The sequence below is a fragment of the Stenotrophomonas sp. STEN018 genome, assembly GCF_056760235.1.
Genome location: NZ_JBRREK010000059.1, coordinates 1 through 24456, shown reverse-complemented (window position 1 = coordinate 24456; position 24456 = coordinate 1). Strand labels below are relative to the sequence as shown.

At 64.0% G+C, this 24456-nt stretch carries 18 protein-coding genes; 9 read left to right on the top strand and 9 right to left on the bottom strand.

Features of this window, described 5'->3' with window-relative positions:
- Positions 1-115 precede the first annotated feature (115 nt).
- From rimM to rplS, 3 genes are all read left to right on the top strand, one after another.
- On the top strand, positions 116-631 hold the full coding sequence (gene rimM / locus ACVOMB_RS17915; RefSeq protein WP_481532416.1) for a ribosome maturation factor RimM: 516 nt from the start codon (positions 116-118) through the stop codon (positions 629-631).
- A 5-nt stretch (positions 632-636) separates the two neighbouring features.
- Positions 637-1416 carry a tRNA (guanosine(37)-N1)-methyltransferase TrmD gene (gene trmD / locus ACVOMB_RS17910; protein WP_481532415.1) on the top strand — a complete coding sequence of 260 codons (780 nt, stop codon included), beginning with the start codon at positions 637-639 and terminating at the stop codon, positions 1414-1416.
- 135 nt (positions 1417-1551) lie between these two features.
- Positions 1552-1959, top strand: a complete 408-nt coding sequence (gene rplS, locus ACVOMB_RS17905; RefSeq protein WP_481513194.1) for a 50S ribosomal protein L19 — start codon at positions 1552-1554, stop codon at positions 1957-1959.
- Positions 1960-2322: 363 nt separating this feature from the next.
- Here the strand turns inward: rplS and ACVOMB_RS17900 are convergent, their stop codons facing one another.
- The 6 genes from ACVOMB_RS17900 to ACVOMB_RS17875 all read right to left on the bottom strand — a co-directional run bounded on the left by ACVOMB_RS17900 (position 2323) and on the right by ACVOMB_RS17875 (position 9608).
- Positions 2323-4122: an MFS transporter gene (locus tag ACVOMB_RS17900; protein WP_481532414.1), complete on the bottom strand. Its 1800-nt coding sequence runs from the start codon at positions 4120-4122 to the stop codon at positions 2323-2325.
- Positions 4123-4255: 133 nt separating this feature from the next.
- Positions 4256-5368, bottom strand: coding sequence for an N-acetylglucosamine-6-phosphate deacetylase (gene nagA / locus ACVOMB_RS17895; RefSeq protein WP_481532413.1), 1113 nt, complete (start codon positions 5366-5368; stop codon positions 4256-4258).
- Positions 5365-6147, bottom strand: a complete 783-nt coding sequence (locus tag ACVOMB_RS17890; protein WP_481532417.1) for a DeoR family transcriptional regulator — start codon at positions 6145-6147, stop codon at positions 5365-5367. Before ACVOMB_RS17890 ends, nagA begins: the two co-directional genes overlap by 4 nt.
- Before the next feature lie 26 nt (positions 6148-6173).
- Positions 6174-7508, bottom strand: coding sequence for a D-tagatose-bisphosphate aldolase, class II, non-catalytic subunit (locus tag ACVOMB_RS17885; RefSeq protein ID WP_481532412.1), 1335 nt, complete (start codon positions 7506-7508; stop codon positions 6174-6176).
- Positions 7509-7510: 2 nt separating this feature from the next.
- Positions 7511-8461 carry an ROK family protein gene (locus ACVOMB_RS17880; protein WP_481532411.1) on the bottom strand — a complete coding sequence of 317 codons (951 nt, stop codon included), beginning with the start codon at positions 8459-8461 and terminating at the stop codon, positions 7511-7513.
- Complete coding sequence (locus tag ACVOMB_RS17875) at positions 8454-9608, bottom strand: SIS domain-containing protein (protein ID WP_481532410.1); 1155 nt, start codon at positions 9606-9608, stop codon at positions 8454-8456. The genes ACVOMB_RS17880 and ACVOMB_RS17875 overlap by 8 nt, the downstream gene beginning before the upstream one ends.
- 316 nt (positions 9609-9924) lie before the next feature.
- Here ACVOMB_RS17875 and ACVOMB_RS17870 point away from each other — a divergent pair, with 316 nt between their 5' ends.
- The 3 genes from ACVOMB_RS17870 to ACVOMB_RS17860 all read left to right on the top strand — a co-directional run bounded on the left by ACVOMB_RS17870 (position 9925) and on the right by ACVOMB_RS17860 (position 17857).
- A complete protein-coding gene (locus ACVOMB_RS17870) occupies positions 9925-13287 on the top strand; it encodes a TIM-barrel domain-containing protein (protein ID WP_481532409.1) in 3363 nt (1120 codons plus the stop codon).
- 122 nt (positions 13288-13409) lie between these two features.
- On the top strand, positions 13410-16385 hold the full coding sequence (locus tag ACVOMB_RS17865) for a TonB-dependent receptor plug domain-containing protein (protein WP_481532408.1): 2976 nt from the start codon (positions 13410-13412) through the stop codon (positions 16383-16385).
- A 116-nt stretch (positions 16386-16501) separates the two neighbouring features.
- Positions 16502-17857 (top strand): Gfo/Idh/MocA family protein, encoded by a 1356-nt coding sequence (locus ACVOMB_RS17860; RefSeq protein WP_481532407.1) that lies wholly within the window; start codon positions 16502-16504, stop codon positions 17855-17857.
- A gap of 242 nt (positions 17858-18099) precedes the next feature.
- On the opposite strand, the gene ACVOMB_RS17855 is transcribed toward ACVOMB_RS17860, so the two are convergent.
- On the bottom strand, positions 18100-19554 hold the full coding sequence (locus tag ACVOMB_RS17855; protein ID WP_481532406.1) for an MATE family efflux transporter: 1455 nt from the start codon (positions 19552-19554) through the stop codon (positions 18100-18102).
- Between the two features lie 106 nt (positions 19555-19660).
- Here ACVOMB_RS17855 and ACVOMB_RS17850 point away from each other — a divergent pair, with 106 nt between their 5' ends.
- On the top strand, positions 19661-20068 hold the full coding sequence (locus ACVOMB_RS17850; protein ID WP_481532405.1) for an RNA-binding S4 domain-containing protein: 408 nt from the start codon (positions 19661-19663) through the stop codon (positions 20066-20068).
- Positions 20069-20260: 192 nt separating this feature from the next.
- On the opposite strand, the gene ACVOMB_RS17845 is transcribed toward ACVOMB_RS17850, so the two are convergent.
- Positions 20261-20866: a DUF937 domain-containing protein gene (locus ACVOMB_RS17845; protein ID WP_481532404.1), complete on the bottom strand. Its 606-nt coding sequence runs from the start codon at positions 20864-20866 to the stop codon at positions 20261-20263.
- Positions 20867-21022: 156 nt separating this feature from the next.
- Positions 21023-22669 (bottom strand): catalase, encoded by a 1647-nt coding sequence (locus ACVOMB_RS17840; protein ID WP_481532403.1) that lies wholly within the window; start codon positions 22667-22669, stop codon positions 21023-21025.
- 204 nt (positions 22670-22873) lie between these two features.
- Between ACVOMB_RS17840 and ACVOMB_RS17835 the strand changes: the two genes are divergently transcribed.
- Together ACVOMB_RS17835 and ACVOMB_RS17830 are read left to right on the top strand one after the other, a co-directional pair.
- On the top strand, positions 22874-23560 hold the full coding sequence (locus ACVOMB_RS17835; protein WP_481532402.1) for a helix-turn-helix transcriptional regulator: 687 nt from the start codon (positions 22874-22876) through the stop codon (positions 23558-23560).
- A 73-nt stretch (positions 23561-23633) separates the two neighbouring features.
- Positions 23634-24257 (top strand): glutathione S-transferase family protein, encoded by a 624-nt coding sequence (locus ACVOMB_RS17830; RefSeq protein ID WP_481532401.1) that lies wholly within the window; start codon positions 23634-23636, stop codon positions 24255-24257.
- The last annotated feature ends 199 nt before the right edge of the window (positions 24258-24456 follow it).

Here is a 24456-nt window from a genome sequence, read left to right as displayed (position 1 = left end):
CTCTTGCTCTTCTTCCCCCTCTATTCCTCCTTCCCCCATCCCCCCCCGCCCCCCCGGGCGGGGGCGGCGGGGCTGGCCGGGGGCGCCCCCCCCCCCCCCCCCCCCCGACTGCTATATGAAGAAAGATATCGAGCGCCGGATCCTGCTGGGCAGGATTGCCGGCGTTTTTGGTGTGCGCGGCGAAATCAAGCTTGAGTCCTGGACCGAGCCACGTTCCGCCATTTTCAAATACCAGCCTTGGATTCTGCGTACCCCTGCGGGGCAGGAGTCCGAGCTGACCGGTGTGCGTGGCCGTGACTCGGGCAAGACCCTGGTGGCGACCTTCCCGGGCGTGACCGACCGCGACGTGGCCGAGTCCATGATCGGTACCGAGATCTACATCGCCCGCAGCGCCTTGCCGCCGCCGAGCGCGGATGAGTACTACTGGGTCGATCTGGAAGGCCTGGACGTGCAGACTGTCGAAGGCGTCAAGCTGGGTATTGCCTCGCACCTGTTCAGTACCGGCTCCAACGACGTACTGGTAACGCGCGGCGACCGTGAGCGGATGATCCCGTTCGTGATGGGTGACTTCGTCAAATCCGTGGATTTCGAGGCCAACCTGATCGTGGTCGACTGGGATCCGGAGTTCTAAAGCCTGTGCGTGTAGACGTCATCAGCTTGTTTCCCGAATTTCTTGCCCAATCGGCCGCGCTGGGCGTGGTCGGTCGTGCGCAGGAGCGGGGCCTGCTGGAACTGCATGGTTGGAACCCGCGTGACTATGCCGAGGGCAATTACCGGCGGGTGGACGACCGTCCATTCGGTGGCGGCCCGGGCATGGTGATGCTGATCGAGCCTTTGCGTGCGGCCTTGGCTGCTGCGCGTGCCGCTGATCCGACGCCCGCACCAGTGATTTACCTCAGTCCGCAGGGCCGGCCGCTGGATCAGGCCAAGGTGCGCGAGCTGGCGGCCTTGCCGCGGATGATCCTGCTCTGTGGCCGTTATGAAGGCGTGGACGAGCGCTTTCTGGCGGGCGAGGTGGACGAGGAGATCTCCATCGGTGATTACGTGCTGTCCGGCGGCGAGCTGGGTGCGGCGGTGATCATCGATGCGGTTACCCGTCTGCAGGACGGTGCCTTGAACGACGCCGAATCAGCGGTGCAGGACAGTTTTGAGGGCGATGGTCTGCTCGATTGCCCGCACTTCAGCCATCCGGCCAGCCACCCGCTGGGCGATGTGCCGGACGTGCTGCGCTCCGGCAACCACGCCGCCATTGCCGCCTGGCGCCGCCAGCAATCGCTGCTGCGTACCGCGCTGCGACGCCCGGATCTGCTGGACGAGGCCGGCCTGAACAAGGCCGATCGCAAGCTGCTGGCCGAAGCTCGGCAGGCGCTTGCAGATTCGTTCAAGCAAGCTACTGGCGCCGAGGGCGATCAGTAAGTTAGAATTACGAGTTCCCGTCGGCTGAATGGCCTGACGAGGAGCCAAAACAATAACGTGCAGCGCAATTCGGCGACTGTATGAGCCTAAGCTGTCGATCCGACACGCCCACCCCGAACAAATCGGTGTAACCCAATGAGCAAGCTGAACAAGTCCATCGTCGCGGAATTCGAATCCGCCCAGATCACCCGCGAACTGCCGAAGTTCAGCCAGGGCGACACCGTCGTGGTGAACGTGAAGGTCAAGGAAGGCAACCGTGAGCGCGTCCAGGCATACGAAGGCGTCGTGATCGGCACCAAGAATGCCGGCCTGAACTCCGCCTTCACCGTGCGCAAGATCTCGCACGGCTACGGCGTCGAGCGCGTGTTCCAGACCCACAGCGCCATCATCGACTCGGTCGAAGTGAAGCGTCGCGGTAAGGTTCGCGCCGGTAAGCTGTACTACCTGCGTGGTCTGGAAGGCAAGGCTGCCCGCATCAAGGAAGATCTGGCTGCTGCCCAGCAGGCCAAGGCTGCTCGCCTGGCTGCCAAGGCTGCCGGCTGATAGTCCCGCCAACAGGCTCTGCCTGTTTGCAGCAACGGCCACCTTCGGGTGGCCGTTTGCGTTTGTGGGGTTGGGTGGAGTGAGGGCTGGAAGCTGGGAAGGCTTTGAGGCTCAAAAGCTCAAAAGCTCAAAAGCTCAAAAGCGTAGAAGCCCCCTCATCCGCCCTCCGGGCACCTTCTCCCGCTGGCGGGAGAAGGGACTGCTAGGCTTTTCTGTTATCGGATGGTTGGCCGCGCAGAGCGCAGGCAATGCAGCAGGCCCCAGCAATGCCAGCCTTCCCTTCTCCCGCCTGCGGGAGAAGGTGCCCGGAGGGCGGATGAGGGGGCTTTTGATCCTTGCTTTGGCTTGTAGCTCTGCCGCCGCTCAGCGGAAATGCGCCTCGATCTGCTCCAAGGTCTTACCCTTGGTCTCCGGCAGCCAGAACGCGGCAATCAGGAAGAAGGCGAACGTACACGCCGCCCAGAACAGGAACATGCTGGCGTAGCCGTAATGACCAACCGTCGGCAGGAACACCGCCGCGATCGTGGTCGATACGAACTGGTTGATCAGCAACGCGATGCTCATGCCGTTCGACCGAATCCGGTTAGGCATCAACTCCGACAACGCCAACCAAACACAAACACCTGGGCCCACCGCGAAGAACGCCACGAACACCAGGATGCAGGCCGCTACCGCCCAGCCATGCGAAGCCGGCGGCACTGCGCCGACCCAGGCTTGCTCGATGCGCAGGGGAGCATTGGCGGCCGCGCTCGGGTCCGGGAACGGATTCAGATGCAGGCTGCGGAAGAAACGCCCGATCACACTGTCGGCGCGCACCGTACCGGAGCGTTCGATCAGCAACTGCTGATCACTGGGATTGTCGCTGCGCAGCGAGCGTACATCGCTGAAGCCGCCATAGCTCCATGACACCGTCAGCTGCGAGGGCTGTCCATCGCGATTGCGGGTACCGGCCAGCTGATGCCATTGCGCCGCATCCAGCTGCAACTGCAGGCCATCGGCCTGCACCGCATGCTGCAACACCTGCTGCACATCGGCGCGGCCCTGTTCGGCTTTGAAGAACAGCATTGCTGCAGCCAACAGGGCAAGACAGATGCCGCCACTGCCGATCATCAACAGGAACTTGCGCCCTTTGCGATCGACCAGGAACAAGGCGACCAAGGTCATGATGACGTTGAGCAGCTTGATCGCCACATCCGCACCGTTCGCAGCTGCGCCCGGCAGACCGGCTTGATTGAGGATATTGACCGCGTAAGCGAGGATCGAGTTGATGCCGGTGGCCTGGGTGAAGGCCAGCACCAGGCAGGCCAGCACGAACGGCACCATGTAGCGGCGGCTGAACAGCCGGTCGCGCTCGCCATCGGCCTTGGCCGTCACCGGATTCTGGATCTGTGCCAGCGTGGCTTCCACCTGCGATGCCGGCAGCGTTGCCTGCAGGCCGCGACGCGCGGCATCGATGCGGCCACGGCGTACCAGCCAGCGCGGTGATTCGTTGAGCCAGAACAGGCCGATGCAGAACACCACGCCCGGCAGCAGGCAGGTCCAGAAAATCGTGCGCCAAGCCTGATCCTTCACTGCGAACAGATGCTGTGCCTGCTGCACCAGTGGCATGTTGCGCACCGACTCGGCCGCGGCATCCACCGAGTGCGCCTGATACAGACCGATCAAGGCGGCCAGCACCAGGCCAACCGTCAGTAGCAGCTGGAACATCGCTGCGCCGCGGCCGCGTCGTTCCGGTCCCAGTACTTCGGCCAGATACAAAGGCACCACCACGCCGATCAGACCGCCGCTGATGCCTTGCAGCAGGCGACCCAGCAGCAGCGGCGTGTAGCCGGAGGCCAGCGCCATGATCGGGATGCTGGCGGTGAACAGCACGCCGGCGAGCATCATCGCGCCGCGTCGGCCGATCAGGTCGGCGATCATGCCGGCGAACAGCGATGACAACACACTGCCCAGCAATACCGCCGCGACCACGAAGCCCATCTGTTGGCTGCTCAGCTGCCAGGCATGGCTGGCGGTGGCTTCCAGATAGGGCAGGGCGCCGGCAATGATGCCGATGTCGATGCCGTACAACAGGCCACCGAGGCCGGCGATGAAAAGGAGATAGCGCACGGGCCAACGCGGCGCGGCGTCGGTGGCGGGCACGGCAAAAGTGGTGTCGGTCATCGGCGCGTTCCTGGGGCTGGTTTTGTAGTGCCGAGCCATGCTCGGCTGCACTTCGTTCCGGTGTATGCGCTGCCGGATCGCGCCGCGCTTTCGCGCGGTTTGCCGAGCATGGCTCGGCACTACATGGAGCGGGTCAGCTTGGGTCGATTGGCTGGCCGCCGACCCATACCTGTTGCAACTTCAATTGCGGGTCCAGCACCACCATGTCCGCGCGCAGGCCCGGGGCGATGCGGCCGCGATCTTCCAGGCCCAGATAGTCAGCTTGGATGCTTGAAACACGTTGCGAGGCGTCGGCCAGTTCCAAGCCGACATCGACCAGATTGCGCAGTGCTTGATCCATGGTCAGTGCGCTGCCGGCCAGCGAGCCGGTGGAGAGCCGCACGCAGCCCATGCACTTGTGCACGCGTTGTTCGCCCAGCGCGTATTCGCCATCGGGCATGCCGGTGGCGGCGGTGGCATCGGTGACGGCATACAGGCGCGGGATCGCGCGCACGGCCATGCGGATCGCGCCGCGATGCACATGCTGCAGGTCGGGAATCAGCTCGGCGTATTCGGCATGCGCCAATGCGGCAGCAGCGATACCGGGCTGGTAATGATCAACGCCGGTCATGCCGTTGAACAGATGGGTGAAGCCAACCGCGCCTGCCTGCAATGCGGCTACCGCATCGTCGTACGTGCCGGCGCTATGGCCGATCTGCACGCGGATGCCCATTGCTGCCAGCGCCGGAATCAAAGCCGTGTGCTGGCCGATTTCCGGCGCAATGGTCAGCACCTTGATCGGCGCCAATGCATGCAGGTGTTGCACCGACTCCAACGTCGCTTCCAGCGTGCGCGGCGGCTGCGCGCCCAAGCGCTGCGGGCTGATGAAGGGGCCTTCCAGATGCACGCCGATGATCTGTGCGGCGTCTGCATCCGGCGTCTCCATCACCTGCGCAACGCCACGCAGGGCGTTCTCGATCTCGGCGTACTCGGCGGTCATCGTCGTGCCGAGCAGGGTGGTGGTGCCGTAGCGGGCATGGGTGCGGGCGATGCGACGGGCAACATCACCGCCCTGCATCAAATCCACGCCAGCCGCGCCATGCACATGCAGGTCGATGAAACCGGGCAGGATGATAGGCAGGTCGCCGCCATCACCCGCATGGTCTTCTACTTCCAACGTGCGCAGCTGCTGATCGAAATGGACGTGGCCGCGGCGCCAGCCCAGCGGGGTGAGGATGCGGCCGTACAGGCTTTGGGTATCGGTCATAGCGGTGGCTCGGCGGTGATTACTTCGATGCCCTGACGTTGCAGCCCTTCGCGGGTTGCCTCGTCCATGCCGGGGTCGGTGATGATGGCGTGGATCTGGTCGAGGCGGGCGATGCGGTGCAGGCTGACCCGGCCAAATTTGGAGGCGTCGGTCAGTACCACGATGCGGCGTGCGCGCTCGACCATGCGGTGATTGAGGCGGGCTTCGGCTTCGTCATGGGTGGTCAGGCCGAACTGCAGGTCAAGACCATCCACGCCGAGGAACAAGGTGTCGAAGCTGTAGGAGGTGAGGCTGGCTTCGGCCTGGCTGCCCTGCAGCGACAGCGACTGCTTGCGCAGCAGGCCGCCGGTCAGCAGCACGTTGACCGCCGGTGCGTTGGCCAGCTCCCAGGCGATGTTCAAACCATTGGTCATCACCGTGACATCGCGGTGATCGCGCAGATGGCGGGCCAGGGTCATGGTGGTGGAGCCGGAGTCGATGATGATGTTGTCGCCGGGTTGCACCAGCTGCGCGGCGCGCATGCCGATGGATTCCTTCAGCGACAGGTTCAGCGCATCTTTCTCATGGATGTCCTGTTCCTGCGGCGGCATCCGTACCAGCGTTGCGCCGCCGTGGGTGCGCGTGGCCAGGCCCTGGGCCTCGAAATGGCCCAGGTCGGTACGGATGGTCACCGCCGACACGCCGAACTGATCAACCAGTTCGGCGACCTGCACCGAGCCTTGGTCGATCAGGCGTTGCAGGATCTGCTGTCGGCGGGGACGGGTATTGCGCATGGTCAGCTCTCTTGTGCGTTTGAAAGCGGAGATTAACCGTTCGCAAGGTTTGCGGCGCGCGAACTTTCGCTTTGCTTGCGAGTACCCGCTTGGTTGGCGCTGCATGCACGTGCGTATTCGCCCAGGCACTGGCCGACGCGATGCTGCACCAAGGCGGCTGGGGTGGCGGCCAGTTGGCCTTCGCGTACGGCCACATACTGGCCCGGCAGGTATTGGCTGAGCAGTACCAGCGGCGGGGTGTGCTGTTCCAAGTTGGCAAACAGCGTCTGCACGGCCTGCAGCAGCTCCGGCTCGCCCCAGTAGTAGCGGCAGCGGTCGCTGAAGGCATAGGAACGCAGCAGGCGCAGCGTGGCTTCGTCGCCGTGGTAATACGCCTGCCAGTTTTTCGGCTTGGCCAGCATCACCTGTTCCAGCACCTGCGGCAGCCTGGAGCACCGCTCGGAGGGCAGCAGCTCGGCTTCGATCGCGGCGAGTGCGAACAAGGCTTCGCGGTAGGCGAAGGTCGCGGCTGGGCCGACCTTGAGGATGGCGAAGTGATCGCGCACCAGCGCATGCAGGCCGGACTCGCGCTGGTAGTCAGTGGAGTGCGCTTCAAACACGATGCGCGGCTGCTGTTCGAGGAAGTCCGCCAGCTCACTGGCAGCGGCGGCATCGTATTCGTGCACGCTGCTGTGGTCGAAGTCCACGCCCGGCTGCACCACCATTGCAATGACGCGCTGCCACGCATCGCTCAGTTCCGGCGTGTCGAATGCCTGCTGGTGGATGGCCAGGGTCTGCGCGGCAGCGGCCGGCGTGGTGACAGCCAGACCGCCTGCCAGCGAGGCTTCGCCACCGGGGATCGGCACTTCAGTACCGATCACGTAGACCGGCGGCGGCAGGCCATTGGCCTTGGCGGTCGCTTCGGCGATGACCGCAAGTTCGGCCGAGCGTGCGGCGACGGTGGCGTCGGCCAGGGGCGTCGGATCATCGGCGCAGGACATGCTGCAGTCCAGATGGATCTTGTGGAAGCCGGCGGCGACATAGGCCTCGATCAGCACGCGGGCGTTAGCCATCGCTTCTGCGGCCGGCTGCTTTTGCCAGGCATTGGGACCGAGATGATCGCCGCCCAGGATCAGCTGCCCGCGCGGGAAGCCTTCCTCATCGGCGAGTGCTTCCACATAGGCGCGGTATTGCGGCGGGGTCATGCCGGTGTAACCGCCGAACTGGTCAACCTGGTTGGAGGTGGCTTCGATCAGCAGCACGGTGCCGTGCTGCGCGGCCACATGCATTGCAGCGCGCAACACCTGTTCGTTGCTGCAGCAGACGCTGTACAGGCCGACGTTGTGGCCTTGGCGATGAGAGGCAAGCAGGGATTGCAGCGGTGACATGGTCAAGCTCCGGGAATCAGGTAAGCGGGTTGGCAGGCGAGCAGGGCGGCACCACGGGCACCGCCGGCATCGCCGAAACGCGGTGGCACGATTGGAGGTACTTCGACGCCCTTGAACAGATGTGCGGCGATGGCCGCAGGCAGCTGCTGGTACAGCGGCGCGTATTGCGACAGGCCGCCGCCGAGCACGATGACGTGCGGATCCAGTGCAAGGATCAAGGCAGCGAAACTATGGCCGAGCAGATCGCGATGGATATCCAGCGCCTGCATGGCGCGGATGTCGCCCGTTTCGGCGTGGGCGATGACCTCGCTGGCGTTGGCAGCCTTGCCGCCAAGATGCTGTTCGATCATCGCCACGCCACTGCCAGAGACATAGCGCTCCACGCAGCCACGCAGGCCGCAGCCACAATCCAGCAGCGGCAAACCATGCCGCTGCAGCAGATCGGCTGGCACGCTCCAGTGGCCCCATTCGCCGGCCAGGCCGTTGAAGCCGCTGACCAGCTTGCCGTGCAGGCAGTAACCGCCGCCGGCGCCAGTGCCGAGGATGGCGCCAAACATGCTGGCGTAGCCGTCGGCAGCACCGCCGTGTGCTTCGGACAATGCAAAACACTGCAGGTCGTTGCCGAAATGCAGCGGCCGTTGCAGGCGCGCCTGCAGATCAGCGCTGACGCATTGGCCAGTCAGTGCCGGTACGTTGGCACTGAGCTGGCGGCCACTGCGGCGTTCGCGCACGCCGGGCAGGGCAATGCCGATGGCTTCGGCATGTTGCCCGAGCTCCGCGTCTGCTTCTGCAACCAGCGTTTCCACGGCCTGCAGGAAGCTGCTGTAGTCGCCCTGCGGGGTGGCAATGCGTTTACGCCACGCGACCTGCAGGGCGGCATCGCAGGCCACCAGTTCAATCTTGGTACCGCCGATGTCGATGCCGTAACAGGCCGGGGCGCGGGTATCAGCCATGGTGGATGGTGACGCCCTTGACCACGCGGTTGACGGTGCCGTCCGGGAACGGATTGTCGGGAGTCAGTCCGAGTGCAGCTGAGCGCTGCAGGGCGTACAGCTGGGCAAACGGCAGCCACACCGGCGCCAACCAGCTGTCCGGCAGGGCAGGCACGGACAAGGTGTAGTCGTCGTGGATGCCCAGATCCGAATGCGGGCCGATCGACAGTACCTTGCCGGCAACGCCATCACCGCGCAGTTCTTCCAGCAGGTCCTGTTCGTAGCGTCGTGCCAGCGGCTCGGCGCTGCGCAGTACCACCACCAGCGTTTCATCATTGAGCGTGGACTTGGGGCCGTGGCGGAAACCCAGCGGCGTATTGGCCAGTGCCAGCACGCGGCCGGCAGTGAGTTCCAACACCTTCAGCGCGGCTTCGCGGGCCAGCGCTTCGAGCGGGCCACTGCCCAGATAGATAACGCGGTTGTACGGCTGCGCAGCGAGTGCGGCAACCGACGCATCCCAGTTGCTCAAGCCCTGGCGCGCGAGTGCGGCAACCTGCTGCAGGCGCTGTACACGCTCGGCCCACGGCGCACTGTCGAACACGGTCAGTGCGGTCAGCAGCATGCAGCTCAGGCTGCTGGTCATGGCGAAGGCGCGGTCGCAGCTGGCGGCCGGCATCAGCAGCGTGCAGGTGTCGTCGCGGCCGGCGCCACGGCGGGCCAGTTCGCCTTCGGCATTGCAGGTGATGTCGAGGAAGCGGGCATCGTCGACATCGGCGCGGACGCGGTCGACGGCAGCCACGCTTTCCGGGCTGGAACCGCTGCGGCCGAACGACACCAGCAGGGTCGGGCGGTCGCGATGCAGGTATAGCGCAGGGTGGGTGAGGAGGCTGGTGGTGTGCACGGCGCGCACTTCGGCCGGCCACTGCGCGTTGATGGTGTCGGCCACCATCTCGGCGATGAAGCCCGAGCTGCCGGCGCCGGTGAAGATCACCCGTTGCCGCGGATCGGACAGGCGTTGGCCGAGGAAAGCCTGCAGGCGCGTGCTGGCCTGTTGCAGATCGGTGGCAAGGGTTTCCCACAGCGCGGGCTGCTGGGCGATTTCGGTAGCGGTATCGGCTCCGCCCAGGCGCTGCCAGGCGGTCAGATCGTGAAGCAGGGTGGCATCCATGTGTGATTCCTGATTGGCCAGCGCACCATCTTTCTTTTCTTTCGAAATGTCAAATACCGAAAGTAAAACGAAAGAAATAATTCAATTCGACTTTGTTCTCTTGAGAATCGTCCGAAGCGAAAGGTTTCCCGGGAAACCCTTTCGCAGCAATGAATACGCTCAGCTTGATGATGTGAAAGTTGCTGCTCCGCACCATCTTTCGATTGCAAGAAATCTTACTTACCTTTTGCTTTCATTTTGTTGACATCTTTCGATTTCCTGCCCTAGAGTCGGCGCACTCGGTTTCGAAACGCCCGTTGAACGGGTTGGAGGCAAGGTGGAACACTGCGTTCGTCAATCGCCGCTGTTGCTGGCGCTGCTTTCGGCCTTGTTGTTGCCGGCAGTGACCGCACAGGCCGAACCCATCGGCAATCTGCGCTCCGTCACCGCCAGTGATGGCCGCGACGGTGTGCGTGCCTGGGACGTACGCAGCGATAACGGCAGCACCCTGCGCATCGAGGTGTTGGCCAACGACATCGTGCATGTACAGGCCGGTCGCAACGGCAAGCTGACCGGCGCAGGCGACAAGGCCGCGCCCATCGTGTTGCCGCAGCCCGTGCAGCAGGTGCAGGCGCAGTTGGAAGAAGACGCGCAGGAAATCCGCGTGCGTACCCCGGCGCTGGTCCTGCATGTGCAGCGGCAGCCCTTGCAGCTGCGGCTGGAGCGTCTGGACGGCGGCAAGCCGGTGTCGCTATGGCAGGAGCAGCAGCCATTGGATCTGGGTGCCGAGCAGAGCGTGCAGGTGTTGTCCTCGCAGGCCGATGAAGCCTTCTACGGTGGCGGCCAGCAGAACGGCCGTTTCCAGTTCAAGGGCCGCGAACTTGAAGTTTCCTATTCCGGTGGCTGGGAAGAGGGCGACCGCCCGAGCCCGGCGCCGATGCTGCTCAGCTCGCGTGGCTGGGGCATGTTGCGCAATACCTGGAGCGACGGCAGCTACGACCTGCGTCAGCCCGATCAAGCAACGTTGCTGCATCGCGAAGATCGCTTCGATGCCTATTACTTCGTCGGCAACGATCTTCAGCGCCTGCTGGAACGCTATACGCAGTTGACCGGCCGGCCGAACATGGTTGCGCGCTGGGCGCTGTCCTACGGCGATGCCGATTGCTACAACGATGGTGACAACGTCAAGAAGCCGGGCAGCGTGCCTGAAGGCTGGAGCGATGGCCCGACTGGTACGACCATCGATGTGGTCAACAGCGTCGCTGCCAAGTACCGCGAAAACGATATGCCGGGCGGCTGGATCCTGCCCAACGACGGCTACGGCTGCGGCTACAAGCAGCTGCCGGAAACCGCGCAAGGCTTGGCCAAATACGGCTTCAAGACCGGTCTGTGGACCGAGAACGGCGTCGACAAGATTGCCTGGGAAGTCGGCAAGGCCGGCAGCCGCGTGCAGAAGCTGGACGTGGCCTGGACCGGTCAGGGCTATCAGTTCGCGATGGATGCGAATCGCCAGGCATTCGACGGCATCCTCAACAATTCCGACTCGCGTCCGTTCCTGTGGACGGTGATGGGTTGGGCTGGCATCCAGCGCTACGCGGTGGCGTGGACCGGTGACCAGAGCAGCAGCTGGGATTACATCCGCTGGCACGTGCCGACCCTGGTGGGTTCGGGCCTGTCGGGTATGGCCTATGCCAGCGGCGACGTCGATGCGATTTTCGGCGGCAGCGCCGAAACCTTCACCCGCGATCTGCAGTGGAAGACCTTCACGCCGGTGCTGATGGGTATGTCCGGCTGGTCGTCCAACGCGCGCAAGCATCCGTGGTGGTTCGACGAACCCTACCGCTCGATCAACCGCGACTACCTCAAGCTGAAAATGCGTCTGACCCCGTACATGTACGGGCTGGTGCATGACGCCGCACAAAGCGGTGCACCGCCGGTGCGCGGGCTGATGTGGGACAACCCGCAGGACCCGCACGCGCAGGACGAAACCTATAAGTACCAGTTCCTACTCGGCCGCGATCTGCTGGTTGCGCCGGTTTATCGCAGCCAGGCTGCAAGCCGTGGCTGGCGCCGCGATATCCATCTGCCTGCGGGCGGCTGGTACGACTATTGGGATGGCCGCCATCTGCAGGCCGGTGCTGCCGGCAAGCAACTCGACCGTCCGGTTGAACTGGCGACGCTGCCGGTATTCGTGCGCGCCGGTGCGATCCTGCCGATGTATCCGGAGATGTTGTTCGACGGCGAAAAGCCGCTGGATGAAGTGACCTTCGATCTGTACCCGCAGGGCGCATCCAGCTACACACTGTACGAAGACGATGGCAGCACCCGCCGCTACCAGAAGGGCGAGTCGAGCACGCAGCAGATCCGCGTACAGGCACCGGCGCAGGGCAGTGGCCCGGTGCAGGTGGAGATCGCGCCGGTGCAAGGTGAATATCAAGGTCAGCTGGCACAGCGTCGTTACGGTCTGCGCGTGTTGAATCGCACTGCCCCGACAGTCGTGCAGTTGGATGGCCGCGCGCTGCCCAAGCTGGCTGATGCCGCTGCGCTTCAGGCGGCCAGCGAAGGCTGGTACTTCGATGGCAAGGAACGCAAGGGCACGCTGCATGTGCGCACTGCCAGCCAGGATATCCGCGCGCCACTGAAGCTGCAGCTGGATTTCCCGGTTGCCGCCGCGCTGGCCGATGACGTCTTCCCGAACGCACCGGAATTGGGTCGCGCGCTGCCTTCCGACAGCCTGCTGGTGGTCAACCGTCCGGCCGAAGAGCCCGGCCATCCGCTGGAAAATGCCTTCGACGACGATCCGGCAACTTGGTTCCGCAGCGTGCGCAACCAAGCCATCCGCACCGGCGCCCATGAGTGGGTGGTGGGCTTTGGCGAGCGCAAGCTGATCGACGGTATCGAGCTGGCACCGCGCAACGACCAGCACTGGAAGCACGGTCAGGTGCGTGATTACGAAATCTACATGGCCGACAGCAATGGCGAGTGGGGCAAGCCGATTGCTACGGGTCACCTGCAGCTGAAGCAGGAGCTGCAGCGCATCGACTTCCCTGCCCACGCAGGCCGCCTGCTGCGCTTCCGCGTGCTCAGCGTGCAGAACCCGGATGGCGATGGCGCAAGTGGCGCTGATCCGATGGTGACCGCAGCACAGGGCAGCACCGCACGTGCGGTGGATGCGCTGCAGCCGCGCGATGTCGGTCCGATTGCGCTGTCCACCTTCCATATCCTCGAGCAGCAAACGGCTGAGCGGCCGGCGCGACAGCTATACCTCTCCCAGCTGCCGATGCCGGCCGTATTGGCCGCCCAGGTGCATGCAGACCGCTCGTTCGCCGCTGCGGTGCCAATGCGCATGAACGGCCTGCAGTTCCGCCGTGGCCTCGGCGTCGGCGCCCAAAGCCGCATCGAAATGAGCTTGAAGGGCCAATGGAAAACACTGCGCGCCGATCTGGGCGTGGATGACCAATGCCGTCAGGCCGGTGGTCTGCAGTTCCAGGTATGGGGCGATGACCGCCTGCTCTATGACAGCGGCTTTGTGAAAGCGCCGGGCGTGGTCAAGCCCGAGCTCGACATCCGCGGTCTGTCCAAGTTGAGTCTGCGCACCTTGGGCGCGCAGGGGAGCCAACCGTCCCAGGTCTGCGCCAACTGGGCCAATGCCGTACTGATAGGCGAGGAGGGCGATTCCGCCGACATCCTCGCCCCATGACCCACCCGTAACACCGCTCCTTCCACCGGATTACCCCGGCTACGGTCCAAGAACCGTGGCATGGGATCGCTTTGCCCGCCAACTGCTGTTTTTTTGCGTGCCCTTGCCAGGAGAGAACCCCGATGTTGCCAGCCAATCGCAGTGCCAAACGCTGTTTGCAAGCCCCGTTATCGTTGGCTGTCGCCAGCGTGTTGTTCGCCATCGCCGCCCCCGCGTTCGCGCAGGACAAGGCTGAAAAGGAAAAGGACAAGACCACCGAGCTGTCCCGCATCGAGGTCACTGGTTCCAACATCCGTCGTACCGATGTGGAAACCGCATCGCCGGTGCAGGTGATCAGCAAGCAGGACATCGAAAACATGGGCGCGCGCACGCTGTTGCAGGTGCTCGACAACCTGCCGGCAGCACGACCGGGTCAGGTCGATTCCAAGTCGCTGTTCAGCGGTTCCGACGGTGCTTCGCAGGCCAACCTGCGTGGCCTCGGCGCACAGGGCACGCTGGTGCTGTTGAATGGTCGGCGCCTGTCGTACTACGGTGCGCCGGCGGGCTTCCAGACCCAGTTCGTCAACATCGATGCCATTCCTGCGGCCGTCATCGAGCGCATGGAAGTGCTGACCGATGGCGCATCGGCTGTGTACGGCACCGATGCGGTGGCCGGCGTCATCAACGTCATCACCAAGAGCAGCTACCAGGGCCTGGAAGTCAGCGGCACCTGGGACACCGCCTCGCGCTTTGATTCCTTCGGCGAAAAACAGGCCAGCGTCACCGGCGGTTTCGGCGACATGGCCGAGGACGGCTACAACGTCTATGCCAGCGTCAATCTGTATGAGCGCGACGGCATTCCGGACAGTGAGTGGTACCTCAAGCACCCGGGCCAGTTCTACGTCAACACGCCGGACTACATCAAGAATCTGCGGCTGGATACCGGCAGCGCGCCGGGCGTGTTCAACCCAGGCTATTACTACGCCATCGATCCGGTCACCGGCGTGCGCAAGGACGAGGCCGCACCGGGCTGCAACAACGTGCTGCAGGTCAGCAGTGGCACCCGTTGCATCTGGCAGACCTGGATGAACCGGCAGATCAACGGCGGCGCGGATTCCAAGCGTGTCACTGCCTACGTCAATGGTCATTACCAGCTCAATGACAGCACCGAGGCATTCGCCGAAGTCACCTATACCGACATCGACCTGCACGCCAATGGCGGTACGCCGCGTGCTTATGGCACCACCACCGGCAATCCGCAGAGCTGGTTCTCGCGCAACACCGGCAATACGGTCAACCAGTTCCTGACCCCATGGTTGGGCCCGAACAACGAATACAACCACGCCAGCCCGGAGTTGAAGGCGATGAATGGCGGCGTGATCGGTTTGGGTTACCTGCTGCAGGACGTCGGCGGTGGCCACTTCGGCCAGCGCAATACCGACGACAGCTACCGTGTGGTGGCGGGCCTGCGTGGTGCTGCCGGCGACTGGAACTGGGAAACCGCTTTCGCCACCGCAGGTTCGCACTCGGTCACCTACCAGACCACCAACGTCAACCTGAAGGGCTTCGAGAAAGCCTTCGGTCCGTACACCATCGATCCGGGTACCGGCCGCGTCATCATCTCCGACCACCCGGCCTATAAGTTCGGCCAGATCAGTGAAGCCAATGCGGCGCTGATCCGCGAAGCCTTCCCGACCTTCGACATCGAGTCGTGGACCCGCCTGCACACCCTGGACGGCAAGATCGAAGGCCCGCTGTTCAACATGCCGGCCGGTGAAGTGCGCGCGGCATTCGGCTTCAATGCCACCCGCGAGACCTTCTACACGCCGGGCAACCCGGATGCAGCAAACGGCCTGATCACCCAGCAGGGCGGCTCGTGGTTCGACGGCAAGCGCAACACCTACGCGCTGTTCGCCGAAGCGGTGGCACCGCTCACCGACAAGTTGGAAATGGACCTGGCACTGCGCCTGGACAAGTACCCGGGCTTCAGCGCCAATGCCGCGCCGAAGATCGGCCTGAAGTACCAGGCGCTGCCGCAGTTGATGCTGCGTGGTACCTATTCGGAAGGCTTCCGTGCACCCAGCCTGGCCGAGGCCGGCAGCGGCGGCGTGTATGCGCAGATCGGTGGTTACCGTGATGAGGTCCGTTGCGCCGAAACCAATGCGATTGCCGGCTTGCTGCGGCAGTCCAACCGTGTTGTCGACAAGGACCTGGGCAATAGCCTGTGGAACAGCGATTGCGCCCGCAACGTGGCGCGCATGACCCAGCCCAACCAGGACCTGAAGCCGGAGAAGGCGAAGATCGCCACGCTGGGCTTCGTGCTGGAGCCGACCGATTGGTTGTCGGTGTCGGCCGATTACTGGTTCGTGTACCGCCGTGATGAAATCGTCGCACCGGATTACAGCAAGGAAGAGGACATCGACTCGATGACCCGCTTCCCGATCACCGAGTCCGACAAATCCAACCTCGCTGCACTGGCTGCGATGTGCAGCGACCCGGCCAGCGGCGTCACCTGTCCGGGTACGCTGCCGGGCTATAGCATCGGCAACGTGGCGAGCGTGATCGGCCAGTACAGCAACCGTGGCCGCACCCTGATCGACGGCTTCGACGTGGATCTGCGCAGCCGCTTCGACCTGGGTCAATGGGGCCGCCTGAACATCGGTGTGGCAGCTACCATCGCCAACCGCAACATGTACAACTCCGACAACGGTGACGGCTGGTACTACGGCAACCTGGTTGGCTATTACAACAACCCGAAGGTGCGCGCCACGTTCAATACCAACTGGACGTATGGCAAGTGGGATACCGGTTTCTACGTCAACTATGTCGGCGGCACCAAGTGGGCCTACGACCGCATCGACGCGCAGGACAACAATGCGCAGACCTGCACCGGCAGCTTCCTCGACCTGGCCCCCGGCCATTGCGGTGGGGCACCGGCGTGGTGGACGGCAAACCTGAGCGTGAACTGGCGTCCGATCGAGAAGCTGAGCGTCGGTGTGACCGTCAAGAACCTGTTCAACCGCCTGCCGTTCTACGATCCGAACGACTGGATGAACTTCTCCGGCTATGCCAACAACTTTGGTCGCATCTACAGCGTGACCGCCACCTACAAGTTCTGATCCACCGCAGCAGCGCTTCCCCCTCATGCATTGCATGAGGGGGAAGACAGTGACACCGTCAGCACGGTCGTGGCAGACCTGCCATCACCGGCACGACCCATGAAAGAGGAAACACAATGAAGCGTAGGGAATTCATCATGGCCAGCGCGGCCCTGGCCGCCACCAGCCTGCTGCCGGAAACGCCGGCCTGGGCACGTGGCCGCAAAGTGCGTCTGGGCGTGATCGGCACCGGCATGCGCGGTCTGGTATTGCTGAAGGAACTGGTGCGCCGCGACGACGTGGAAGTGGTTGCCGTGTGCGACATCGAGCCGATCATGCTCGGCCGCGCCATGGACATGGTGGCCAAGGCCGGCAAGCCGGCACCGCAGGCCTATGGCGCTGACCGTGACCAGAATGCCTGGAAGCGCCTGCTGGAGCAGCGTGGCCTGGACGGCGTGATTATCGCCACCCCGTGGGAACTGCATGCACCGATGGCGATTGCCGCGATGCAGGCCAAGGTCGCTGTGGGCTGCGAAGTGGTCGCCGGTATTACCCTGCAGGACCATTGGGATGTACTTAATACCCAGCTCAGCACCGGTACGCCGTACATGCTGCTGGAGAACGTCTGCTATCGCCGCGACGTGATGGCCGCGCTGCAGATGGTGCGCCAAGGCCTGTTCGGCGAACTGGTGCACCTGCAGGGTGGTTACCAGCACGACCTGCGCGGGGTGAAGTTCAACTCGGGCGACCCGTCGCAGCCCTACGACAGCGGCGTGGAGTTCGGCGCCAAGGGGTGGTCGGAAGCACGCTGGCGCACCGAGCATTCGGTGCAGCGCAATGGCGAGTTGTATCCCAGCCACGGCATCGGCCCGTGTGCGATGTATACCGGCATCAACCGCGGCAATCGCTTCACCCATATCAATGCCTTCGCGAGCAAGGCGCGCGGTCTGCATGACTACACCGTGGCCAAAAGCGGTGGCACCACCCATCCCAGCACCAAGGTCAAGTTCAAGCTCGGCGACATCGTCACCACCACGCTGGCCTGCGAGAACGGCGAGACCATCCTGCTGCAGCACGACACCTCCCTGCCGCGCCCGTATTCGATGGGCTTCCGCGTGCAGGGCACCAAGGGCCTGTGGATGGACGTCAACCACGGGATCCATATCGAAGGCCGCAGTCCGCCGCACCAGTGGGAAGAGTTCAAGACCTACCAGGACCAGTACGAGCATCCGCTGTGGAAGCAGCATGCCGATACCGCCGCCAGTGCTGGTCACGGCGGCATGGACTGGTTCGTGATCCATGCGTTTGTCGAGGCACTGAAGGCCAAGGCTCCGATGCCGATCGACATCTACGATGCCGTGACCTGGAGTGCGATCACCCCGTTGTCCGAGCAGTCGATTGCCAACAGCTTCCAGACCCTGGAGTTCCCGGACTTCACCAAGGGCCTGTGGCAGCAGCGCAAGCCGATCTTTGCCTTCGACGGCAGTTATTGATCAGCCGTAACTGTAGTGCCGAGCCATGCTCGGCAAAGGCTCCACATCTAGTGCCGAGCCATGCTCGGCTGAGGCTTCACCGGTAATGCCCCTGCCGAGCATGGCTCGGCACTACAGGTCGGGCGCGCCGGTTTCAGCCCCCTCCCTTGCGCCGGAGGCGTAGGGGAGGGCCGGGAGGGGTTGAGCTCTTCGCCTTTCCAGCACTGCCAGCTTCGCGGCTGACGCCGCTCCTACAACGCTGTCTAGCGTTCCAATTCCACGTCAGGATCCGCCACCGGCGACGGCGGCGTCGCCGGCACTTCCGCCGGGGTGGCCTGCGCTGGCTTGTCGAGGATGCTGGCGCTGCGCCAGTTGCCCCAGCGGTAATAGGCCATGATCATCAGCATCGAGCACAGCGCGCTGATCGGGAAGCTCCACCAGATCGCATCGGCGCCAAAGCGCGGCTGCAGCCACAGTGCGAACGGCACGCGGATGCCCCACATGCCGATTGCCAGGATCAACAGCGGTGGCAGCACCGCGCCGGTGGAACGGACCACGCCAGACAGCACGAAGTTGACACCGAAGAACAGGAACGACCACACCGCGATGTGATTCAGATGGCGGCCGATCTCCAGCGCCTCGCTGGCAGCTGGCAGGAACAACGCCAAGGTGCTGCGATCAAACAGGATGATCGGCGCGATCAAGGCACCGGTCAGCAGGAAGTTGAACAGCACACCGGTACGAGCAGTGGCCTCCACCCGTGGCCAAAGGCCGGCGCCCACATTCTGCGCGGCCATCGTCGAGCAGGCAGCACCAATCGCCATTGCCGGCATCTGCACGTAGGTCCACAGCTGCATCGCAGCGCCATAGGCCGAGGCGGTTTCCACGCCATAGCCATTGACCATGCTGATCATCATGATCATCGCCAGCGAGATCAGGATCATCTGCAGGCCCATCGGCACACCCTTGACCACCAGTGCCTTGAGAATGACGGTGTCGATCTTCAGTAGGCCGATGTCCTTGCGCCCGAGCCACAACATATGCCGCTTGTTGCGTAGATAAAGCATCAGGCTGGCCAGCGCCAAGGCCTGCGAAAAAAACGTGGCCCAGGCTGCACCAGCAATGCCAAGTTCCGGAAATGGGCCGACGCCAAAGATCAGCAGCGGGTTGAAGGCGATATCCAGCAGCACTGCCAGCAGCAGGAAGCGGAACGGCGTGCGCGCATCGCCGGCACCGCGCAGCGCGGCGGTGATGAAGGCAAACGCGTACAACAAGGGCATCGCCAGGAAGATCACCTTCAAGTAGGCGTCGGCCATCGGCAGCGATTCAGCCGGCGTACCCATCGCCACCAGCAAGCGGTGTGACAGGAACCACCCCAGCACCGCGATGACCGCAGACAGGCTGATGAAGAAGGTGGCGCTGGTGCCCATCACCCGCCGCGCCTGCGCCAGGTCCTTGGCGCCGATGGACTGGCCGATCAGGATGGTGGCGGCCATGCCGATGCCGAACACCGAGCCGATCAGGAAGAACATGATGTTGTTGGCGTTGGCGGTGGCGGTCAGCGCCGCCTCGCCGAGGAACTTGCCCACCCAGATGGCATTGACCGACCCGTTCAGCGACTGTGCGATGTTGCCAGCCAGAATGGGTAGCGCGAACATCAGCAGGCTGGTGCCGATCGGGCCTTCGGTCAGCGAGCGGGTTTGCTTGGTTTTCGACATGGGCAACGCTGTCCGGATGTGGGCTGGCACACTAGCATCTTGCGGGTGAGGGTGCCGGAGTCAGGTATCAACGGTTGGTGGCTTACACAGGAGTCATGGCAACGCGATGAGTGGTGACGTCGTAGTGGTAGCAAGCATTCGTCTTGATGTGTGGCTGTGGGCCGCACGTTTCTTCAAAACCCGCAGCCTGGCCAAACAGGCGGTGGATACCGGCAAGGTGGATGTGCAAGGGCAGCGCCCCAAGTCGTCCCGCGCCATTCGCGTGGGTGACGCGCTGCGGGTGCAACGTGGCGATGAGATATTCGAGATCGCGGTACGCGGGCTGAGTGACAAACGCGGTTCGGCACCGGTAGCGCAGGCGATGTACGAAGAGTCTGCGGCCTCGAAGCAGGCGCGTCACGAGCTGCAGCTGCGTCGCGCCGCCGAACGCACCGGCTACCAGGCCCCGGAACACCGGCCCGACAAGCGCGCCCGGCGTTTGATCCGGGCCTTGGGTGACCTCGATGCGCTCTGATCGGCACGCGAGGCAAGCGATTCACTGTAGTGCCGAGCCATGCTCGGCATTGGGCTCTACTAGTGAAGCCTCTGCCGAGCATGGCTCGGCACTACAGGGGCGTTACTAGTGAAGCCTCTGCCGAGCATGGCTCGGCACTACGCAAACAAAAACGCCACCTTGCGGTGGCGTTTTCAATCAAGCTCTACCAGCTCAGCGCTTGCCGCTACCCAGTAAGCCACTGCCCAGCTTGATCAGGTCGCTGACGCCGAACTGGCCGTCGCCGTCCTGGTCCAGCACGCTGCCCAACAGGCCGCCGCCGATACCGCCAGCCTGGGTTACCTGCTGCTTCTCCTGGCCCAGGATCTGCGCCAGGCCATTGGGGTCGGCCTGGCCACCGCTGCTCATGCGCTGGGCGATATAGGCCATCACGATCGGGGCGAGGATCTTCAGCAGCTGGCTGGAGCTGCTCGGGCTCAGACCGGTGGCCTGGGCCAGACCGGTTTCAGCGCGGTCCTGACTGCCGCCAAAGATGTGCCCAAGGATGCCAGCGCCGTTGGCCGCCGGGCTGTTACCGCCGCCCATCACCGCGCCCAGCACGCTGCCGATGTCCAGGCCGCTGTGGTTGTTCTGCAGGGCGCCGAACAGGGCCTCCGCTCCCTGCGGCTTTGCGGCGTTGGTGCCCAATGCGCCCATCAGCAGCGGCAGCGCGGCGCTGATCGCGCCCGAGGCCTGCTGGCTGTCGATGCCAAGCTGCTGCGAAACCTGCTGCAACGGTGCGCCCTGTAGCTGGGAAAGTAGGTCGTCGGTCAGGCTCATCGGGATTCCTTGAATGGGTGGGTTGCCGAGCGGCATGGTAACCCCCGCAAGGGGGCGTAAGTGAAGAGGCCAATGACGTGTTGGTTTGTGGGCGGAAACAGCAACGCCCGCGCAAGGCGGGCGGTGCTGGATCATCCTTGGATCAACGGGTCGGGCTTACAGCTCGATGTCCTCGGCGCCTGGTGTGGCGGTTGGGAAATCGCTGCCCGGGTGCGGCGGCGGTGCGAATGGATCGGCCGGGGCGGCTGCCGCTGCCAGTGCCTGCAGGGCAGCGGCGATGCCGGCCCCGTAGGCCGGATCAGCCTTGTTGCAGTTGTCGATGTGCCGCTGTTTGATGAAGTCCGGCGCATCGCCCAAGGCCCGTGCGGTGTTCTCGAACAGACGCTGGCGCTGCTCGGGGTTGTAGCTGCGGAACAAGGCACCGGGCTGGCTGAAGTAGTCATTGTCGTCTTCGCGGAAGTTCCAGAAGTCGGCATCGCCACGGATCTTCAGTGCTGGCTCGCGGTACTGCGGCTGCTCCTGCCATTGGCCGTAGCTGTTGGGCTCGTAATGCGGCAGGCCGGCGTAGTTGCCGTCCACGCGCATGGCGCCATCGCGGTGGTTGCTGAAGACCGGGCAGCGGGCGGCATTGACCGGAATCTGGTGATGGTTGACGCCCAGCCGGTAACGCTGCGCATCGGTGTAGGCGAACAGGCGTGCCTGCAGCATCTTGTCGGGCGAGGGGCCGATGCCCGGTACCAGATTGCTCGGTGCGAACGCCGATTGCTCCACGTCCTGGTACCAGTTGACCGGGTTGCGGTTGAGCTCGAATTCGCCCACTTCGATCAGCGGGTAATCGCTCTTCGGCCACACCTTGGTCAGGTCGAACGGATGGATGCGGTAGGTTTCCGCTTCCAGCTCCGGCATGACCTGCACGAACAGCTTCCACTTCGGGAATTCATTGCGCTCGATGGCCTGGAACAGGTCGCGGCCATGGCTTTCGCGGTCCTTGCCGACCAGTACTTCGGCCTGCGCATCGGTCAGTGCCTGTACGCCTTGCTGGGTAACAAAATGGAATTTCACCCAGAAGCGCTCGCCGCCTTCATTGGTGAAGCTATACGTGTGCGAGCCGAAACCATTCATATGGCGGAAGCTGCGCGGAATGCCGCGGTCGCTCATCACCACGGTCACCTGCATCAGCGCTTCCGGCAGCAGGGTCCAGAAATCCCAGTTGTTGCGTGCGCTGCGCAGATTGGTATGCGGGTCGCGCTTGACCGCCTTGTTGAGGTCGCCGAACTTGCGCGGGTCGCGCAGGAAGAACACCGGCGTGTTGTTGCCAACCAGATCCCAGTTGCCTTCCTCGGTGTAGAACTTCAGTGCGAAGCCGCGGATGTCGCGCTCAGCATCGGCTGCGCCGCGCTCACCGGCCACGGTGGTGAAACGGGCGAACATCTCGGTCTGCTTGCCCACCGCCGAGAACATCTTGGCGCGGGTGTACTTGCTGATGTCATGGGTGACGGTGAAGGTGCCGAATGCGCCCGAACCCTTGGCGTGCATGCGGCGCTCGGGAATGATTTCTCGGTTGAGGTTGGCCAGTTTCTCCAGCAGCCACACATCTTCCATCAACAGCGGGCCGCGCGGGCCGGCGGTCTTGCTGTTCTGGTTGTCCACCACCGGCGCGCCGAAGGCGGTGGTCAACGGCGTCACTGGCGCGTCGCCATGCTTCTGCTGGGGTGTGGTGCTGGTGTCACGCTGCGACTGCGCGGCCTGCTCGGGGGAGGGGGCGCTGTGGTACGGACAGGTCGGCTTGGTGTCATTGCTCATGGCTGGCTCCTGCTGGCGTTGGGGTTCTTCTGCTACCGACTGTAACCACGGAAGCGTTAAATAAGTAATCAAATGAATCGTTCGCTCTGATAGGGCTTATCTATTACTCAGCTTGCCGGGATAAATGCGCTCTGTTGATGCCGTGCGGCCAATCCGGCCACTGCCAGCCGTTATGCTGGGCAGCTGCCTGCTTCGAATCTGCTCATGAGCCAACGCGCCACCCGATTGCTGCACCTGCTGGATGAACTGCGGCGCCGCCGCGCGCCAGTGCGCGGCGCTGAATTGGCGCAGCGGCTGGAGGTGAGCCTGCGCACCCTGTACCGGGATATCGATGCGCTGCGCGGGCAGGGCGCCGAGATAGTCGGTGACCCCGGCATCGGTTTTCAGTTGCGGCCGGGTTTTCTGCTACCACCGATGATGTTCTCCGCCGAGGAACTGGAAGCCTTGATGCTCGGCGCACGTTGGGTTGCCTCGCATGGCGACCCGGAACTGGCGGCGGCGGCCGGCACCGCGTTGGAGCGGGTTACCGGCGTGCTGCCCGAAGCGCTGCGGCTGCAAGTGGAAACCAGTGGCCTGTTTGCACCGCACTGGCGTGCCGTGCCTCCGGAGCCGTGGTTGCCGGCGCTGCGACGCGCCATCCGTGATGGCAATGCGGTGCGCATCCAGTACCGCGACGTTGAGGGCAAGGTCAGTGAGCGCATGATCTGGCCGTTTGCCATGGCCTTCATGGCCGACGTGCGCATGTTGGCGGCGTGGTGTGAGATGCGTGGCGACTTCCGTCACTTCCGCGCCGACCGCTTGTTGGCGTTGGAAGACACCGCGCAACGCTATCCGGCGCAGCGGCATCAGCTGTTGAAGCGCTGGCGTGCGCAGTGCATGGCCGGCAATTGAAAATTCACTGCTGACAGCAGCTGTCAGCAGCCCCTGCGCACACTGTCGGCTCCTTACAACGCAGGTGCCTGACATGACCGACACGCTTACCTTCTACAGCCATCCACATTCGCGTGGCCGCATCACCCGTTGGATGCTGGAAGAAACCGGCCTGCGCTATGACGCGGTGATGCTGGAGTACGGCACCAGCATGAAGTCGGCGCAGTACCTGGCGATCAATCCCATGGGCAAGGTGCCAGCCTTGCGGCAGGGGAATACGGCAATCACCGAGAACGCCGCCATCTGTCTGCATCTGGCTGACTTGGCGCCGGACAAGGCACTGTTGCCACCGGTTGGCAGCGCCGAGCGTGGCGAATGCTATCGCTGGGTGTTGTTCGCGGCCGGGCCGCTGGAGGCCTTCGTCACCGATCTTCGTCATGGCACGCTGGCGCCGCCGATGGAGGCCGGTTACGGCTCCGCCGAGGATTTGATCCGCACCTTGGAAACGGCGGTAACCGGCAAGCGCTATCTGGTGGGCGATGGCTTCACCGTCGCCGATCTGTATATGGCGTCGTTCCTGAGCTACTTCGTCAGCATGGGCCAGCTTGAGGCCAAGCAGGTATTCACGGATTACTACACCGTCCATCTGCAGCGGCCTGCGTCGGTGCGTGCGGGCGAGTTGGATGATGCCTTGCTCCCGCTTGTAGGAGCGGCGTAAGCCGCGAAGCTGGAGGTAATGGGGGCCCTGAAAGCCAAACCCTCCCCACCCCTCCCCTTGGCCTTCGGCCAAAGGGAGGGAGCAGGAGCGCAAAGCGGTAGTGGGGGGGGGGGGGGGGGGGGGGGGGGGGGGGCGGGGGGGGGGGGGCGGCCCCCCGGGCGGCGCGGGCGGGGCGGGGGGCGGGGTCGCGGGGGGCGGG